The sequence below is a fragment of the Dyadobacter sp. 22481 genome, from assembly GCF_052044875.1.
Classification (GTDB): Bacteria; Bacteroidota; Bacteroidia; order Cytophagales; family Spirosomataceae; genus Dyadobacter; species Dyadobacter endophyticus.
In genome coordinates this window covers 219,601-235,480 of sequence record NZ_JBQENV010000003.1, presented here as the reverse complement: position 1 = coordinate 235,480, position 15,880 = coordinate 219,601, and the positions used below count along the sequence as shown (strand labels likewise).

At 52.6% G+C, this 15,880-nt stretch carries 11 protein-coding genes; 4 read left to right on the top strand and 7 right to left on the bottom strand.

What is annotated here, in order from left to right:
• The first annotated feature begins 16 nt into the window (after nt 1-16).
• Nucleotides 17-4,393: a CusA/CzcA family heavy metal efflux RND transporter gene (locus ACTJJJ_RS19945; protein WP_440702771.1), complete on the top strand. Its 4,377-nt coding sequence runs from the start codon at nt 17-19 to the stop codon at nt 4,391-4,393.
• Nucleotides 4,394-4,406: 13 nt separating this feature from the next.
• Nucleotides 4,407-5,564 (top strand): efflux RND transporter periplasmic adaptor subunit, encoded by a 1,158-nt coding sequence (locus tag ACTJJJ_RS19940; RefSeq protein ID WP_440702770.1) that lies wholly within the window; start codon nt 4,407-4,409, stop codon nt 5,562-5,564.
• Between the two features lie 19 nt (nt 5,565-5,583).
• On the opposite strand, the gene ACTJJJ_RS19935 is transcribed toward ACTJJJ_RS19940, so the two are convergent.
• The 5 genes from ACTJJJ_RS19935 to ACTJJJ_RS19915 form a co-directional block, all read right to left on the bottom strand.
• Entirely contained in the window at nt 5,584-6,186 is a 603-nt protein-coding gene (locus ACTJJJ_RS19935) for a TetR/AcrR family transcriptional regulator (protein ID WP_188937890.1), read from the bottom strand.
• Between the two features lie 83 nt (nt 6,187-6,269).
• Complete coding sequence (gene fahA, locus ACTJJJ_RS19930; protein ID WP_440702769.1) at nt 6,270-7,505, bottom strand: fumarylacetoacetase; 1,236 nt, start codon at nt 7,503-7,505, stop codon at nt 6,270-6,272.
• Between the two features lie 15 nt (nt 7,506-7,520).
• Complete coding sequence (locus ACTJJJ_RS19925; protein WP_440702768.1) at nt 7,521-8,249, bottom strand: phenylalanine 4-monooxygenase; 729 nt, start codon at nt 8,247-8,249, stop codon at nt 7,521-7,523.
• An 18-nt stretch (nt 8,250-8,267) separates the two neighbouring features.
• Nucleotides 8,268-9,395, bottom strand: a complete 1,128-nt coding sequence (gene hppD / locus ACTJJJ_RS19920) for a 4-hydroxyphenylpyruvate dioxygenase (protein WP_440702767.1) — start codon at nt 9,393-9,395, stop codon at nt 8,268-8,270.
• A gap of 100 nt (nt 9,396-9,495) precedes the next feature.
• Complete coding sequence (locus ACTJJJ_RS19915; RefSeq protein ID WP_440702766.1) at nt 9,496-10,656, bottom strand: homogentisate 1,2-dioxygenase; 1,161 nt, start codon at nt 10,654-10,656, stop codon at nt 9,496-9,498.
• A gap of 293 nt (nt 10,657-10,949) precedes the next feature.
• Here ACTJJJ_RS19915 and ACTJJJ_RS19910 point away from each other — a divergent pair, with 293 nt between their 5' ends.
• Nucleotides 10,950-13,361 carry a glycoside hydrolase family 9 protein gene (locus ACTJJJ_RS19910; protein ID WP_440702765.1) on the top strand — a complete coding sequence of 804 codons (2,412 nt, stop codon included), beginning with the start codon at nt 10,950-10,952 and terminating at the stop codon, nt 13,359-13,361.
• A 53-nt stretch (nt 13,362-13,414) separates the two neighbouring features.
• Here the strand turns inward: ACTJJJ_RS19910 and ACTJJJ_RS19905 are convergent, their stop codons facing one another.
• Together ACTJJJ_RS19905 and ACTJJJ_RS19900 are read right to left on the bottom strand one after the other, a co-directional pair.
• The gene (locus tag ACTJJJ_RS19905) at nt 13,415-13,927 is read right to left on the bottom strand and encodes a heme-binding domain-containing protein (RefSeq protein WP_440702764.1); all 513 of its coding nucleotides are present in this window, start codon (nt 13,925-13,927) and stop codon (nt 13,415-13,417) included.
• 58 nt (nt 13,928-13,985) lie between these two features.
• Nucleotides 13,986-14,882 (bottom strand): AraC family transcriptional regulator, encoded by an 897-nt coding sequence (locus ACTJJJ_RS19900; protein WP_188937902.1) that lies wholly within the window; start codon nt 14,880-14,882, stop codon nt 13,986-13,988.
• A gap of 137 nt (nt 14,883-15,019) precedes the next feature.
• Here ACTJJJ_RS19900 and ACTJJJ_RS19895 point away from each other — a divergent pair, with 137 nt between their 5' ends.
• Nucleotides 15,020-15,871, top strand: coding sequence for a phytanoyl-CoA dioxygenase family protein (locus ACTJJJ_RS19895; RefSeq protein WP_440702763.1), 852 nt, complete (start codon nt 15,020-15,022; stop codon nt 15,869-15,871).
• Nucleotides 15,872-15,880: the final 9 nt, after the last annotated feature.

Sequence of the window (15,880 nt, the reverse complement as noted above, 5' to 3'; positions counted from 1 at the left end):
TCTATTTAATTCCAAAATGTTAGATAAAATCATTCATTTTTCGATCCACAACAAGCTTGTGGTCGGAATATTCACGCTTGCCTTGGTGGCCTGGGGAACTTACTCGCTTACCCGGCTGCCTATCGATGCCGTGCCTGACATAACCAACAATCAGGTTCAGATCATCACTACCAGCCCGTCGCTGGCTGCTCAGGAAGTGGAGCGGCTGGTCACTTTTCCGGTAGAAACAGTGATGGCTACCATTCCCCATACCGAAGAAATCCGTTCGATCTCACGCTTCGGGCTGTCGGTTGTGACCATTGTTTTTGAAGACGATGTCGACGTGTACTGGGCGCGCGCGCAGGTTTCGGAGCGGCTGCACAGCGCTGTCGAGCAGATTCCTCCTGGTACCGGCACGCCGAGCCTGGCGCCGGTTACCACGGGACTGGGCGAGATTTACCAGTATGTTTTGCATACCAAACCGGGTTTTGAAACCAAATACTCGCCCGTGGAGCTGCGGAGCATTCAGGACTGGATCGTGCGGCGGCAATTGCTCGGAACGGCCGGAGTTGCCGATGTGAGCAGTTTCGGCGGTTTTTTGAAACAATATGAAATCGCCATCGACCCGCTGAGAATCAGAAGTGCCAGGATTTCCATTGACCGCATTTTCGAAGCATTGGAACAAAATAACCAGAACACCGGCGGTGCCTATATCGACAAGAAACCCAATGCCTATTTTATTCGGAGCGAAGGGTTGATCGGCACACTGGACGATATCCGCAAAATCCAGGTTGGGGAAACGGAAACCGGCCTGCCGGTACTGATCCGGGACATTGCGGAGGTGGGTTTCGGGAGCGCAGTACGGTATGGCGCCATGACGCGCAACAATGAGGGCGAAGTAGTGGGAGGACTGGTATTAATGCTGAAAGGCGCCAATTCCTCAGAAGTGATCGGTAATGTGAAGGAGCGCATTACGCAAATCCGCAAGAGTTTGCCGGACGGTGTGGTGATAGAGCCATTTTTGGACCGTACCAAGCTGGTCAACAATGCAATAGGTACTGTCTCAAAAAACCTTATCGAGGGTGCATTGATTGTCATTTTTGTGCTTATCCTGCTGCTCGGAAACATGCGGGCAGGGCTCGTGGTGGCATCGGTGATCCCGCTGGCGATGCTTTTCGCGGTGAGCATGATGAACCTTTTCGGTGTTTCGGGTAACCTGATGAGCCTCGGGGCTATCGATTTCGGGCTGATCGTCGACGGCGCGGTCATTATCGTGGAAGCCACTTTGCATCACATTGTTTCGAAACGTTACACCCATCGCCTCACGCAGGACGAAATGGACCGGGAGGTGTACGAATCGGCTTCAAAAATCCGGAACTCGGCTGCATTTGGAGAAATCATTATCCTGATCGTCTACCTGCCGATACTTGCCCTGGTCGGCATTGAAGGCAAAATGTTCAGGCCCATGGCACAGACGGTCAGCTTCGCGATCCTAGGCGCATTTATTCTTTCATTAACCTACATTCCCATGATGTCGGCCCTGTTTTTAAGCAAGAAGAACGACTACAAGCCAGGCATATCCGACCGGATCGTTGGCTTTTTCCGCCGCATTTACCTCCCGGCGCTGGCTTTTTCATTACAAAGGAAATGGCTCGTGTCGCTGCTCGCATTGGTACTGCTGGGCGGAAGCTTCTGGCTCTTTTCCCGGATGGGGGGCGAGTTCATCCCTCAGCTTGATGAAGGCGATTTCGCGGTTGAATTGCGCGTACTCACAGGCAGTTCGCTATCAGAAACGGTAGACGCCACGCTAAAAGCCGCCGCGGTGCTGCAAAAACACTTTCCCGATGAAGTGGTGGAAGTAGTCGGTAAAATCGGCTCGTCGGAAATCCCAACCGACCCGATGCCGGTAGAAGCCGGGGATATGATGGTGATTTTAAAAGAAAAATCGCTTTGGAAAAAAGCAGCGAACCGGGAGGAACTGGCTGAAAAGATGCACGCGGTTCTTTCGGAATCCATTGCCGGGGTCACATTCGGGTTCCAGCAGCCTATTCAAATGCGTTTCAATGAGCTCATGACAGGCGTGAAACAGGACGTTGCGATCAAGATTTTCGGGGAAGACCTCGACGTGCTCGCACGCCAGGGTGCACGCATAGGCAAGCTTGCCGGCGCAGTGCAGGGAGCGGAGGATATTTATGTGGAGGCCGTAACGGGCCTGCCGCAAATTGTGGTCCGGTTCGACCGCGATAAATTGGCCCAATTCCACATTCCGGTAGCCGATGCCAATCGTGCGTTGAATGCCGCATTCGCGGGCGCAAGCGCGGGGTTGGTTTTTGAAGGCGAAAAACGTTTCGAACTGGTAGTACGCCTGCAAAAGGCCGACCGCCAGCATATCGACGACGTCCGCGGGTTGTTTGTCACCAATGCGGAAGGCCAGCAAGTCCCGCTTGGCCAGATCGCGACCATTGAAATGAAGACGGGTGCCAATCAGATCCAGCGGGAAGATGCTAAACGGCGCATTACGGTCGCATTCAATGTGCGTGGCCGCGATGTCGAAAGTGTTGTAAATGAGCTGCGCAGCCGGATCGACCGGGAAATCAAGCTGCCTCCGGGTTATTTTGTGACCTATGGCGGTCAGTTTCAGAATTTGCAGGAAGCCAACAGCAGGTTGGCTGTGGCGGTACCGGTGGCACTGTTGCTGATTTTCCTACTACTCTATTTTACATTTCACTCGCTGCGGCAGAGTTTGTTGATACTCACGGCGATTCCGTTTTCGGCCGTAGGCGGCGTGCTGGCGCTCTGGGTGCGCGATATGCCGTTCAGTATTTCGGCCGGGATAGGGTTTATTGCGCTGTTCGGGGTGGCGGTATTAAATGGCATCGTGCTGATCGCGGAGTTTAACCTGCTCCGGAAATCGGGCGAGACGGATTTGCGAAAAGTGATTTTTCTGGGTACCGATACGCGCCTGCGGCCTGTCTTGATGACCGCCCTGGTGGCCTCGCTGGGTTTTTTGCCGATGGCGCTGTCGTCGAGCGCGGGGGCGGAGGTGCAACGTCCGCTTGCGACGGTGGTGATCGGCGGGTTGGTATCGGCTACATTGCTCACGTTATTGGTGCTCCCGGTTTGGTATGGGATCGTCGAGCGGCGCTGGGGATCGGGGCCGGGTGGCAAAGCGGCTGCCGGGGTGCTGGTCATGCTCGCGATGCTGATGCCGGGCCGTGCGAATGCCCAGCAGGCATTGCCAACCCGGATAATTTCGCTCCGGCAGGCGATCGACGAGACATTGGAGCGTAATCCGGTGATCAAAGGCGATTTGTACCGCGTGGGTTACCGGCAGGCTCTGATGAAAACGGCTGCCGACCCGGGAAAGACGGAGCTGGTATGGATGGGCGGACAATACAACAGTGTCAAGTTTGATCATCATTTTCTTTTATCCCAAAACCTGCCGAACCCGGTTGCCGTGGCTAAGCGGAAATCGTTGCTATCGGAGGAAATGAATGGCGCGCAGGCGGAAATGGAGATTACAAAAGCAGAACTGGTAAAGCAGGTGAAGGTCAATTACCAGCAACAGATCCTGCTGAAATCGAGACGGAAATTGCTTGCCGGTGAGCTGCTTCGGGCCGAGCGGTTTGTAAAAGCAGCGGAAATCCGGTTCAAAACCGGGGAGACGAATCAGCTGGAATTCGCGACAGCGCAAAGCCAGCTCGGCGAGGTGCGAGCGCAGATCATCCGGAACCAGGGCGACTTGCTCAACCTGCAACGCGCATTACAGACTTTCGTGAACGGTACCAGTCTCGCCGAAGCCGAAACCGATTCGTTGGTCCGCTTAGACCTCGCAGCACGGGACACCGCCGCATTGAACGCCAATCCGTACCTGCGCTACCTCGCACAGCAGGCGGCTATCGGCAGCAGGCAGACGGCCGTGCAGAAAGCGGCCATGCTACCGGAGTTTAATATCGGGTATTTTAATCAGTCACTGACGGGTTTCCAGAATACCGGCAATGGGGAAGTGTTTTACGGTTCTGGCAAGCGCTTTCAGGGGGTGCAGGTAGGCGTGCAGCTGCCTATTTTCAATGGCGCTTCCAAAGCGAGGGTGAGGGCCTCGGCAATAGGCGAGCAACTTGCCAGGAACCAGGTCGAAACGGCCCGTTTGCAGCTTGGAAGCGATCTTCAACAAGCTATCCGAAGTCTGGAAACTGCCCGGGAAAACCTTGGCTTATACGAAACCAGCACGCTGGTGCTGGCCGGTACCATTCAGAACAATGCGAGCAAAGCTTACGAATCGGGTGAAATCGGGTATATCGAATACGGGCAGGCGTGGAACCGCGCGCTCAGCATTCGCCTGAGTTGGCTTGAATTGTTATATGCTTACAATCAATCGGTTATCCAAATAGAATATCTTTTAAATGAGCAGTAATCCGAATATATCGATGAAAAATATAGTATTAGGCCTGGTTCTCCTCCTGAGAATAACCGCCTGCAAACCGGCGAGTGAAAAGGAGACTGCTCAGGCCGGGGCGGTGCCTGAAAATGGAGCAACGAGCCGGGTGGAGCTGACAGAGGCACAATATGAAACTGCCGGGATAGAAACTGGCGGGTTTTCTGTGCGGAAACTGAGCGGGACCGTCGCCGCGAACGGGGTAATCGACATTCCACCGCAGAACCTGGTGAGCATTTCCGCTCCGCTGGGCGGTTTTGTACGAAAATCGGAGTTGCTGCAAGGCATGAAAGTGCGGAAAGGTGAAGTAATCGCCGTGATCGAAAATCCTGATTTTATCCCTATCCAGCAGGAATATCTCGAAACACGCAGCAAACTGGAATATGCCGAGCAGGAATTTCAGCGCCAAAGCGACCTCAGCAAAGAAAATGTCAATGCGCAAAAGGCCTTACAACAATCGGCGTCGGAACTGAAAATGCTGCATGCCAGGCTGGCGGGTTTGAAAGAGCGCGTGCGCACGGCGGGTGTAGATTTTGCAGGGTTGGAAAAGGGCAATATCACCAGTACTGCATCCATTCGCTCGCCTATTGCCGGTTCGGTAACGGTCGTGAACGTGAACCTGGGCAAATACGTCAACCCTACCGACGTGATGTTCGAGATCGTGGATACGGATCATTTACATGTGGAACTGTCTGTATTTGAGCAGGATATTCCAAAAGTAAAGCTGGGACAGCTGGTACGGTTCCGGGTGAGCAACAACCCGGCCGAGGAAGATCTTGCCAAAGTTTACCTTATCAATCAAAAGATCAACGACGACCGCACTGTGCGGGTGCATTGCCATCTTGAAAATGAGGACCACAGCCTGCTTCCGCAGAATTTTGTAAAAGCCATTATCGAAACAGGTGCAAACCCGGTGAATGCATTGCCTGATGAAGCAGTGCTCGATTTTGAAGGCAAATCCTATGTTTTTGTGCAGGATCCCACGAACGCCAGAAGCTTTGAAATGGTGGAAATAACGAAAGGCGTTTCTGAAAATGGTTTTACAGCAGTGAAAATGCCGGCCGGAAGTCCCGGAAGTCCCAGGTTTGTTTTAAAGGGAGCCTATGCGCTGTTATCCAAAATGAAAAACACGGATGAAGAGGAAGAGTAGGGCTCTGAAAGCTTACTGGTTAGGCCCTGATACCTTTCACGAGCAGTTGCACCGTCGCGAGCACGTGATCCATGTTGGTATAATCGTTGGTCACTTGCGAAAACATGACACCGCCCTCGATCAATGCGATAATGGAAACAGCCATTTCCTCCGCATTGATCCCCTTCCGGAATTCACCGGCCCCGGTCCCCTTTTCGATGATACCGACCAGGTTTTTTTTCCAGCTGAACAGCGCCTTGGCCGCGCTCAGTCGCAGTGGGATATTGGTATCGTCCGCCTCTACGGCTGTATTAAGGATAGGACAGCCGCCGCGGTTGCTCACGCTCGCGATCACATCTTTGTAGATACGGCCGTACACCATCAGTTTTTCAAAATACGACCCTGCCTTTTCCAGCTCGGCCTGCACGCGGTTGAACACAAGGGAGCGGTTGTATTCGAATACCGCGAGGGCTACTTCTTCCTTGTTTTGGAAATTTCCATAAATGCTGCCCTTCGTGAGGCCGGTAGCCTCGGTGATGTCCGCCATGGAGGTGCCCGCGTATCCTTTCCGGTTGAAAATCTCCGCGGTTTTCTCGATGATGAAATTTCTGGTGCGCTCGGCTTTGGTCGTTCCTAAATTCATAATACAAATATACCAATTGGTATTTATTATTACAAATGCTTGAATGGGATGTTTATTTCAAAATAAGTAGCACGGTATAGAAATCACGGCAGCGCGGGAAGAACTTTTCCGCGCAGTTCGCCGAAGCCGACCCGGACATTTGCATTTTGCCCGAAACCACGCATGATCACTTCGTCATCATCTTCCAGAAAGCGCCTCTCGATATCTTCGCCCAGCTTTACGGGTTGAGTTCCATTCAGCGTAGCTTCGAGGAGGCAGCCCTTTTGGGTGATGTTTTTGCCGCTGATGGTCCCGGTGGCGAGCAGGTCGCCGATTTGCATGTTACAGCCCGTGACTGTGTGATGGGCAATCTGCTGCGCGGCGGTCCAGTAAATATCGCGTGCATTGGTTTGGCATACTAAAAATTCCTCTCCGTGGCCGGGCCTGACGCCGACGGAAAGCGAAAGGTCGAAATTCTGGCGCGGGTGATGTGCCAGATAGGGGAGCGGTTGGGGCTGCTGCAGTGGCGCGGGTACGCGGAAAGGCTGCAAGGCTTCCCAGGTTACGATCCAGGGTGAAACGCCCGAAGCGAAGTTCTTGCTCGTGAAAGGCCCCAGCGGCTGGTATTCCCACCGCTGAATGTCGCGCGCCGACCAGTCGTTAAAAAGCAGCAGCCCGAAAATGTAGTCTTCTGCTTCGGCAACGGGAACAGACTGGCCGACAGCCGAATCCTTGCCGATAACCCATGCAAGTTCCAGCTCATAGTCCAGCGCATGGGTCGGTTTGAAGGCCGGAGTGCCATCTGCTTGCCCGATTTGCCCCCGGGGCCGTGGTATCGGCGTGCCGGAAACGACGATGGAGGACGCCCGGCCATGATAGGCGACAGGCAGGTGTTTCCAGTTGGGGAAAAGCGGGTTTTCGGGCCGGAAGATCTGCCCGACGCTGAATGCATGTTCCTCGCTCGAATAGAAATCCGTGTAGTTGCCGACTTTTAGAGGCATATGCATTTGAACTTTCTTTTGTGGGATCAGCAGGTGGTCGGAATATTGGTGCAAAACCGACTCACGGTCGCACAAAGCTGTCTGGATAATTTTGCGTACATAATCGGAAAAGCTCCGGCCGAGTGCAACCAGCTCATTCAATACCGGCTTCCTGAACGCGCTCCCTGCTTCGGGATAATGCGGAAACATGTTTAATCCATAGGCCGTTGCCAGATCCACGACCCAGTTGCCGATGGCTACTCCCGCACGCGCAGGCCGGTCGTCACTGAATATCCCGAAAGGCAGGTTATGGATGGAAAAATCAGAATCTGGTGCGACCGGAAGCCAGGGTTGTAACATGGTGCTTATGGGTTTTTAAGCTTGTTGCGCCAGATAAGCTTCCAGCAACGGCTCAATGCCTGTTACCGATTCGTAAAGCTGGTCGTAGGAATTGATCACAAAATAATGGTCCTGGTAGCGGTCGATATGGTAAGGCGTATCGAGCACGAGGGCCAGATCGAAATCGATTTTCTGCACATCATTTTTCAGACAGTACCGGCTTTCCCCGGAGGAAGAAATGATGCCGCCGCCGTAAATTTTCAGCTCCCCTTTTTCTCGGATCAGCCCGAACTCGACCGTGTACCAGTACAACCGCGAAATGCGTTGCAGAACTTCCTCCTGGTCGATGTGCTTCAATGCGACTTCGCTCAAATGCGCCATAAAATCGCAGAAAGGCTGGTTACTAAGCAGCGGCACATGCCCGAATGTATCATGGAACATGTCGGGTTCTTCGAGGTAATCGATCTGTTCGGGCTTGCGCAGCCAGCTCGACGCCGGAAACTGCCTGTTATACAAATGTGTATAGAATTCGCGGTGGGGGATCAGCCCGGGCACTACAAACACTTCCCAGCCGGTCAAAGCACGAAGCGCGGGATTGGTTTCGCGTTCAAATTCAGGGATATGGCCGGGGACGAACCCTACTTTGCCGATACCATCGAGATAGACCTGGCTGGCAATGCGCGGAAGCTGTTCCATTTGCCGTTCGAAAAGCTGTTTCCACATCCGGTGGTCAGCTTCGGTATATTGTGCATAATCCTGGTTCATGGTTGAAAAGGGTTGGCATTAAAGTGTGCCGCGCAGCATCTGCTCACGTTCTATCGCTTCGAACAACGCTCTGAAATTGCCTTTTCCAAAAGATTGGGCACCTTTTCGCTGGATAATTTCAAAAAACAACGTAGGACGTGGCATGACTGGCTTGGTGAAGATCTGCAACAGGTAACCTTCATAGTCCCGGTCGACGAGGATACCGAGCTCGCGCAGGCTGGCAATGTCTTCATCGATATGCCCTACGCGGTGGAGCAGGTCGTCGTAGTAGGCGGTGGGCACCCGCAGGAATTCCACACCCCGGTCGCGCAATGCACGCACGGTATCTACAATATGGTCCGTCGCCACGGCAATATGCTGTACGCCCGGGCCGCCGTAAAAGTCGAGATATTCTTCGATCTGAGATCTCTTTTTGCCCTCAGCCGGTTCGTTGATCGGAAACTTTATCCGCCCGTTGCCATTGCTCATGACCTTGCTCATCAGCGCCGAATATTCCGTTGAAATGTCCTTATCATCAAAAGAAACCATCATTTTAAATCCCATTACATCCTCGTAGAACTTCACCCACCGGTTCATCTCGTTCCAGCCTACATTACCCACCATATGGTCGATATAGCGTAGTCCGACAGGCTCCGGCGAATGCTCCGGCTGCCACGCGACAAAGCCCGGGAGGAAAACACCATCATAATGTTTCCTTTCTACGAAAACGTGCACGGTATCTCCATAAGTACATATGCCCGACCGCACCGTCTCGCCATGGTGGTCCTTCTCGGTAACGGGTTCTAAAAATGGCCGCGCACCCCGGCTGACAGTCTCCCGGTAAGCTGTTTTAGCGTCATCGACCCATAATGCAATGGCCTTCACGCCATCGCCATGGCGATCAATATGCGCACCGATGGCCGTGCCGCCGTGCAATGGAGAAGTAAATACCAGGCGGATCTTGTCCTGCACCACCACGTATGATTCACGATCGCCAAGTCCCGTTTCAAGCCCGGCCATCGCCAACGGCTGAAAACCAAATGCGTTCCGGAAATAATGCGCCGATTGCAATGCATTGCCGACGTAGAGCTCAACATAATCCGTGCCGTTGATGGGTAGGAAGTCGGTCGATACGGTTGGGGCGGGAGGTGCTGTTAGTGTGGACATGAATTTTGAATGATTGAATGACTGAATGATTGAATGATTGACTGGGTCGCCGGAGCGATGAGTGAATGACTGACCGGATCGCCCATTCACTCATTTAAAATTACCCCTCCCCCCAACTGCGCCAATACCGCCCATCGTCAATCGCAATCGCCTGTTCAGTGAGCATCAGGGGGCGGAATGTGTCGACCATGACGGCCAGTTCCTGCGTTTCTTTTTTGCCGATACTGCGCTCGTACGCGCCCGGGTGTGGGCCGTGCGGGATACCGCCCGGGTGCAACGTAATGTGTCCCTGCGCGATGTCGTTGCGGCTCATAAAATCGCCGTCGACGTAGTAGAGCACTTCGTCGGAATCGATATTACTGTGGTTGTATGGTGCTGGAATGGCTAGCGGGTGGTAGTCGTAAAGCCTTGGACAAAAAGAGCATACCACGAATGCGTCGGTCTGAAATGTCTGGTGCACAGGCGGTGGCTGATGGATGCGGCCGGTAATGGGTTCGAAATTGTGGATCGAGAAAGCCCAGGGATAATTGTACCCGTCCCAACCGATAACATCAAACGGATGTGTTTCGTAGGTGACGGGGTGGATATGGCCTTGTTTCTTGATCCTGACCACGAACTCGCCGTGCTCGTCGTAGGTTTCGAGGTCGCGCGGGAGAACGTAATCGCGCTCGCAATACGGCGAATGCTCGGTAAGCTGCCCGAAATGGTTGCGGTACCGTTTGGGCGTGTAAATGGGCGAGTGTGATTCGAGGTAGAGCAGACGGTTGTCGGGCCCGTCGAATTCGATCTGGTAAATAGTGCCTCTGGGAATTAATACGTAATCACCATAAGTAAACGGCACCTGCCCGAACGGCGTGCGCAGCCTGCCCGATCCCCGATGGATAAATAGCAGTTCGTCGGCATCCGCATTTTTATAAAAATAGGACATCGGCGTGCCGGTAGGGGCTGCCAGGCCCAGAATGAGGTCGCGGTTTATGAGCAGGGGGATGCGGCTCTCAAGGTAATCCGCGGCGGGTTTTACATCGAAGCCGATCAGCTTCCGCATGGTCATATTGTTCGCCACCGCAATGCGTGGCGCCACGTCGTAAGGCTCGCCCAGCGATTTGACCTGCGTCGGTCGCCAGGTATGATAGAGGAGGGAAGACATGCCTTCGAAACCGATTGTTCCGAAGAGTTCTTCATAGTAAAGCCCGCCGTCGGTTTTACGAAACTGCGTGTGCCGCTTGGGCGGGATGGTTCCTAGTTGTTGATAGATCGGCATGCACTTCGTGATTGTAAGTTAGCCAATAGTTGTCTATGCAATTATAAGAAAAACAAATCAATATTTAAATAAATTTTTGCATTATTTTTAAAGACAAGAAAATGCTTCCGGTTAATAAATTCTACGATACTTGTCTATTTGTTCTGTAAAATATTAAGAATAAATTTGAATGTATTTCAGGCCGAGCCTTTCGGAACAACCTGAAACGATTCCCATCCTAGCTGAAAAGGGCATTGGCCGGCTCTGTTGTTGATTCTTGAACAGGATTTTTATTCAACTCAAACTATGTAGCCATGAGGAAGCATTACCTCCGCTTGCCCGGGAAGGGTATTCTTACACTTTTGTTATGCCTGGTGCTGTCCGTGCCGGGCCTCGCACAGATCAGCCAGTTCATTCACGTCGATCAGTTCGGTTATGCGCCGACGGCCGAAAAGGTCGCGGTACTGAGTAACCCGGTCGTGGGATACAACGCCGCGTTGAGCTACACGCCACCTTCGACCATGGAGGTGCGTAATAGTGCCACCAATGCAGTAGTGTTCACAGGTCCGGTTACCGTTTGGGATAACGGCAATACCCAGAGCACCTCTGGCGATCAGGGCTGGTGGTTCGATTTCTCTGCGTTGACGACCGCGGGTACTTACTATGTATTCGATCCGGTGGGCAACCAGCGATCGGCGGTTTTTGAAATTACGACTAATCCTTACGGCAACGTGATGCTGGCAGCCATGAAAATGTTTTATTACAACCGCTGCAATATGGCAAAAACAGCCCCGTACGCACAAAGCAAATGGACCGACGGAAACAATTTTATGCATGCATTGCAGGATCAGCAATGCCGGTACGTGTATGACCAGACGAACGCAGCCCTGGAAAAGAACCTGACGGGCGGCTGGTTCGATGCCGGGGATTACAATAAGTATGTATCCTTCACGCACAGTCCGCTGCACGACCTGTTGTATGCCTACGAGGAAAATCCAGCTGTTTTTACAGATAATTTCAATATCCCCGAAAGCAAAAACGGCATTTCCGACCTGCTCGACGAGGTGAAATGGGAGCTCGACTGGCTCTTCAAAATGACGAACGCCGACGGCAGTACGCACAACAAAATGGGGAGCCGGAATTACAGCGAAAATGTTTCCTCGCCTCCGAGCGTGAATGTGGATGGCCGCTACTATGGCCCTGTCTGCACTTCGGCGTCGGCAACCATCGCATCGGTGTTCTCGCATGCGGCCCTTGTGTATGCGGGTGTACCCGCGCTGAGTGCGTACGCGGGACAGCTGGAAGCAAAAGCTGTGAGCTGCTTCAATTATGTGTTGCCATTTTATAATTCAAATACCCTGCAAACCAATTGCGACGATGGCAGCATTGTTTCTGGCGATGCCGATGTGGGCGTCGGGCCGCAGCGGAATATGATGGTGATCGCTGCGATTTACCTTTTCGAGCGGACCGGCAATGCAGTTTATAACCAGTTTGTGGCCAACAATTACGCGGGTACCGACGTGATGAGCTCGGGTTACTGGGGCGTCGATGCTACCGAATTGCAGGATGCATTGCTGCGCTACGCCAAGCTTCCGGGCGCCAATCCGACGGTCGCGGCGGCGATCCTGAACTCGGCAGGAACGGCCGTGAACGGTAACTGGAACGACTTCTTCGGCTGGACGACGGCCGATCTTTACCGCGCTTTTATGCCCGATTGGTCGTATCACTGGGGCAGCAACATGCCCAAAGCCGATTATGCCAATGTAAACCGTACGATGCTTAAAGCCGGTCTTGGCAGTGCGGCAAGCCTGCAACGCAAGGCCGCGGAGCAGATCCATTATTTTCATGGGGTTAATCCGCAGGGAGTGGTGTATTTGTCGAATATGTACGCGGTGGGCGGGGACCGTTGCGCCAACGAGATTTATCATACGTGGTTCAACGACGGCACCATTTACGACAATGCCCTTACGTCGCCGAACGGCCCGGCGCCGGGTTACGTTGTGGGCGGGCCCAATGCCGACTACACGATCGGCGGCCAATCGCCCCCATTCGGTCAGCCGCGCCAGAAAAGCTACCTCGATTTTAACACCGGCTGGCCTACCAACAGCTGGGAGATCACAGAGCCGGCGATTTATTATCAGGCTGCTTACGTTCGCTTGCTCGCGCATTCGACATTGCCGATCGAGGACCCGTTACCTGTGGAGCTGGCTGGTTTTTATTTAAAGGAGCTGGATAACAGACAGGCGCAATTGTACTGGAAAACGGTTTCGGAAACCGATAACGACCGTTTCGAAATCGAGCGCTCGACCGACGCCGTTGATTTTCGTATGATAGGGGAATTAAAGGGACACAACACCACCTCCGTGGCCCACCATTATACTTTCACCGACACCGAAACGCCGGCTGTCACTACCTATTACCGGCTGAAACAGGTAGATTTTGACGGACAATTTGACTATTCCAGAATCATCGCCCTGTATCGCAAGGGCGATGTGTCATTCCGCATCGGACCGAATCCGCTGAGCGACTACGCGGACTTGCAAATGCCTCCGTACACCGGTATCGTTACCGTGAAACTCACCAGTATGGCCGGCGTGGAAGTAATGCGCCGCAAAATGGATGGCAGCGGCCGTATATTAATTCCCAATGTGGCCAAAGGAATTTATCTCCTGAGTGTGGAGAAGGGAAATGAAAAGCTATTCACGCAAAGGATTTTTAAAAACTGACATGGTAACGGGCAGCAACAAACGAATGCATCGCTGCCCGTTATATCACCGGCCTAGTGCTGTCCGGGCGCGGGGGTTCTTTTAGGCATGATCAGGCTGTCGGCCGGATATTTTGCTTTCAGCGTGTCCATTTGTGCTTTTGCCCACTGGATGAGGCGCTCGCGCTGCGCAGTGGTGAGCTTTGCGTCGCCATGCATACCCAATGCAGTATACGATTCAAGCGGCATGGCATTGTCTTCCACCATTTCGACTGTTTCTTCCAGCTTGTGGTTCTGCCGTGCAATGGACATGCCGGTGAATGCCGAGAAGTTGAGGTGCCGCTTGCCGTCTACGATGTGGTTGTTCATCCACCATGCCACAGGCTGGATATTGTAGTACCATGGATAGACGGTTTTGTTACTGTGGCAATCGTTGCAGGCCACTTCCAGGATGTTCTTCACGTCGGCCGGGACGTCATATTTAGTCGCGATGTTCATCGACTGGTCGTCGGAGAGGTTTTTTTCGGGACGGATAAACTGAATGATAATGAAAGCGGCCAGAAGGGCGAGCAGGATTTTTCTTAACATGTCCTATGGTGATTAGATTAGGTCTTAATATGCTTAATAATTCCGGCACCTGTCTTTTTTACTGCCGTTCTATCCCCTTATTTTTTCGATAGTGCGCAGGCGACAGGCCCATTTGCTGTTTGAACAGCCTCGAAAAATAGAACGGATCGTCGATTCCGATGGCGGAAGCCACTTCATTTATCCGCCAGGTATTGAAATGAAGCAGCTGGCAAGCCTTCTGAATGCGGAGATAATTGAAATACTCAATCGGCGCATAGCCGGTATCTTTTTTGAATTTTCTGGAAAAAAATGAAACCGATAAATTTACCGAACGGGCAATATTATCCAGTGTAAGGGAACTGGAAAGATTTTCCTGCATGTACAGGATTGCCTTTTCGGTAGGGCTTGCAAAGGATTCTGACAACTTCTGCGAGCTAAAATGCTCGGGCGCGATGAATGACGAAAGGTAATGCGGTAAGGCCAGATTGGCATGGATCAGATTAGAGGCGCTGTATCCTTTCAGCAAAGTTCTGGCGATGTGCGTGAAAAGTGCGTTGCGCTCGTCGGAAAACCCTACCTGGACCGCCTTTGCAGGTTCGCCGTCCCGTTCCATGACCGCTGCTGCGGCTGCATTGCTATGGCCGCCTGCAAGGTGAAGCCAGTAAATGCTCCACGGATTGATCTGGTTGGCACCGTACGAATGAGGTACGTCGGTCGGCAGGACAACGACTTCGCCCGCGTGTATCTGAGCGACATTCCCGCCTAGTTCAATCCAACCCTGACCGGCGCTGCAATACAGCAGGATAGCTTGTGAAATGCCGTTTGGTCGCTGATAATAATGGTGTAATGCTTTGGGATAATAACCCATCCTTGCGATGAACAGCTGGCTGATCAGCGGTAACTGCTCGCAATGGGAAGTTGCCACTTTGGGTATATCAATGATCAGCTCACCTTCGAAGCCTCTGCTTTTGCGCATAATGTGTGTTTTAATGAGGAGGTATTGAACTAGGTAAAGATAAAATAATCCATGTTTTAGACAAAATCGTTCATTCGTTTATTTCCTGGAATAGCTGAATTTTGGGATGTTAAAGTACTATTCCTAATCCCACTTCCATGGCAAAGCAACTTTTGACACACGCTCAGATTCAGCAATACAATAAGGATGGTTACCTGATCGTCCGCGGATTTTACGACCAAGAGGAAGTTTCAAGGCTCTATCATATTGCGATAGACGATGCCTCGATCAGCAAGCATGCCATCAATGTCAACGACAGCACCGGTAAGCGGAGCAAGCTTTCCCTGTGGTACAAACCCGGCGATGATGTGTACGGCCTGCTGACCAGGGGCAACACGTTAGTGGGGGCTGTGGATCAGCTTCTCGAACGTCAGCCTGGCGACGAGGGGCATTCGGTTTGCCATTACCATTCCAAACTCATGCAAAAAGAGCCGCGCGTAGGCGGGGCCTGGGAATGGCACCAGGATTACGGTTATTGGTATAAAAATGAATTTCTCTATCCCGAACAGATGATGTCGGTGATGATCGCAGTGACGGACGCCAATGTGGAAAACGGCTGCCTGCAAGTCATTAAAGGCTCTCATAAGATGGGCCGGGTAGAGCACGGCTTCTCGGGCGAGCAGGTGGGCGCGTCGCAGCGTTATGTTGACCTCGCGCTAAAAACGATGGAACACGTTTTCGTAGAGCTGAACGCGGGCGACGCGCTGTTCTTTCACAGCAATATACTGCACCGTTCGGAGGCCAACGTCTCGGACCGTCCGCGCTGGTCGCTGATTTCGTGCTACAACCGTTCTACCAATGTCGGACATAATGAATCGTCATCGTCGGCGGCGAGCATAACGCCCATTGAAATCGTTCCTGACGAAGCGCTGCTTACCTGGGACACGGCGGGCCTGACCGAGTCGGAGGCTGATTTTCTGAGCAAAGAAGCAGACGTATCACTTAAATAAAGTACACAC

What these genes read in the sequence shown, in the direction of transcription:
- ACTJJJ_RS19905 (WP_440702764.1), bottom strand. Translation starts at nt 13,927, where the DNA reads ATGTTAAGAAAAATCCTGCTCGCCCTTCTGGCCGCTTTCATTATCATT.
- ACTJJJ_RS19915 (WP_440702766.1), bottom strand. Translation starts at nt 10,656, where the DNA reads ATGCCGATCTATCAACAACTAGGAACCATCCCGCCCAAGCGGCACACG.
- ACTJJJ_RS19910 (WP_440702765.1), top strand. Translation starts at nt 10,950, where the DNA reads ATGAGGAAGCATTACCTCCGCTTGCCCGGGAAGGGTATTCTTACACTT.
- ACTJJJ_RS19935 (WP_188937890.1), bottom strand. Translation starts at nt 6,186, where the DNA reads ATGAATTTAGGAACGACCAAAGCCGAGCGCACCAGAAATTTCATCATC.
- hppD (WP_440702767.1), bottom strand. Translation starts at nt 9,395, where the DNA reads ATGTCCACACTAACAGCACCTCCCGCCCCAACCGTATCGACCGACTTC.
- ACTJJJ_RS19940 (WP_440702770.1), top strand. Translation starts at nt 4,407, where the DNA reads ATGAAAAATATAGTATTAGGCCTGGTTCTCCTCCTGAGAATAACCGCC.
- ACTJJJ_RS19895 (WP_440702763.1), top strand. Translation starts at nt 15,020, where the DNA reads ATGGCAAAGCAACTTTTGACACACGCTCAGATTCAGCAATACAATAAG.
- fahA (WP_440702769.1), bottom strand. Translation starts at nt 7,505, where the DNA reads ATGTTACAACCCTGGCTTCCGGTCGCACCAGATTCTGATTTTTCCATC.
- ACTJJJ_RS19900 (WP_188937902.1), bottom strand. Translation starts at nt 14,882, where the DNA reads ATGCGCAAAAGCAGAGGCTTCGAAGGTGAGCTGATCATTGATATACCC.
- ACTJJJ_RS19945 (WP_440702771.1), top strand. Translation starts at nt 17, where the DNA reads ATGTTAGATAAAATCATTCATTTTTCGATCCACAACAAGCTTGTGGTC.
- ACTJJJ_RS19925 (WP_440702768.1), bottom strand. Translation starts at nt 8,249, where the DNA reads ATGAACCAGGATTATGCACAATATACCGAAGCTGACCACCGGATGTGG.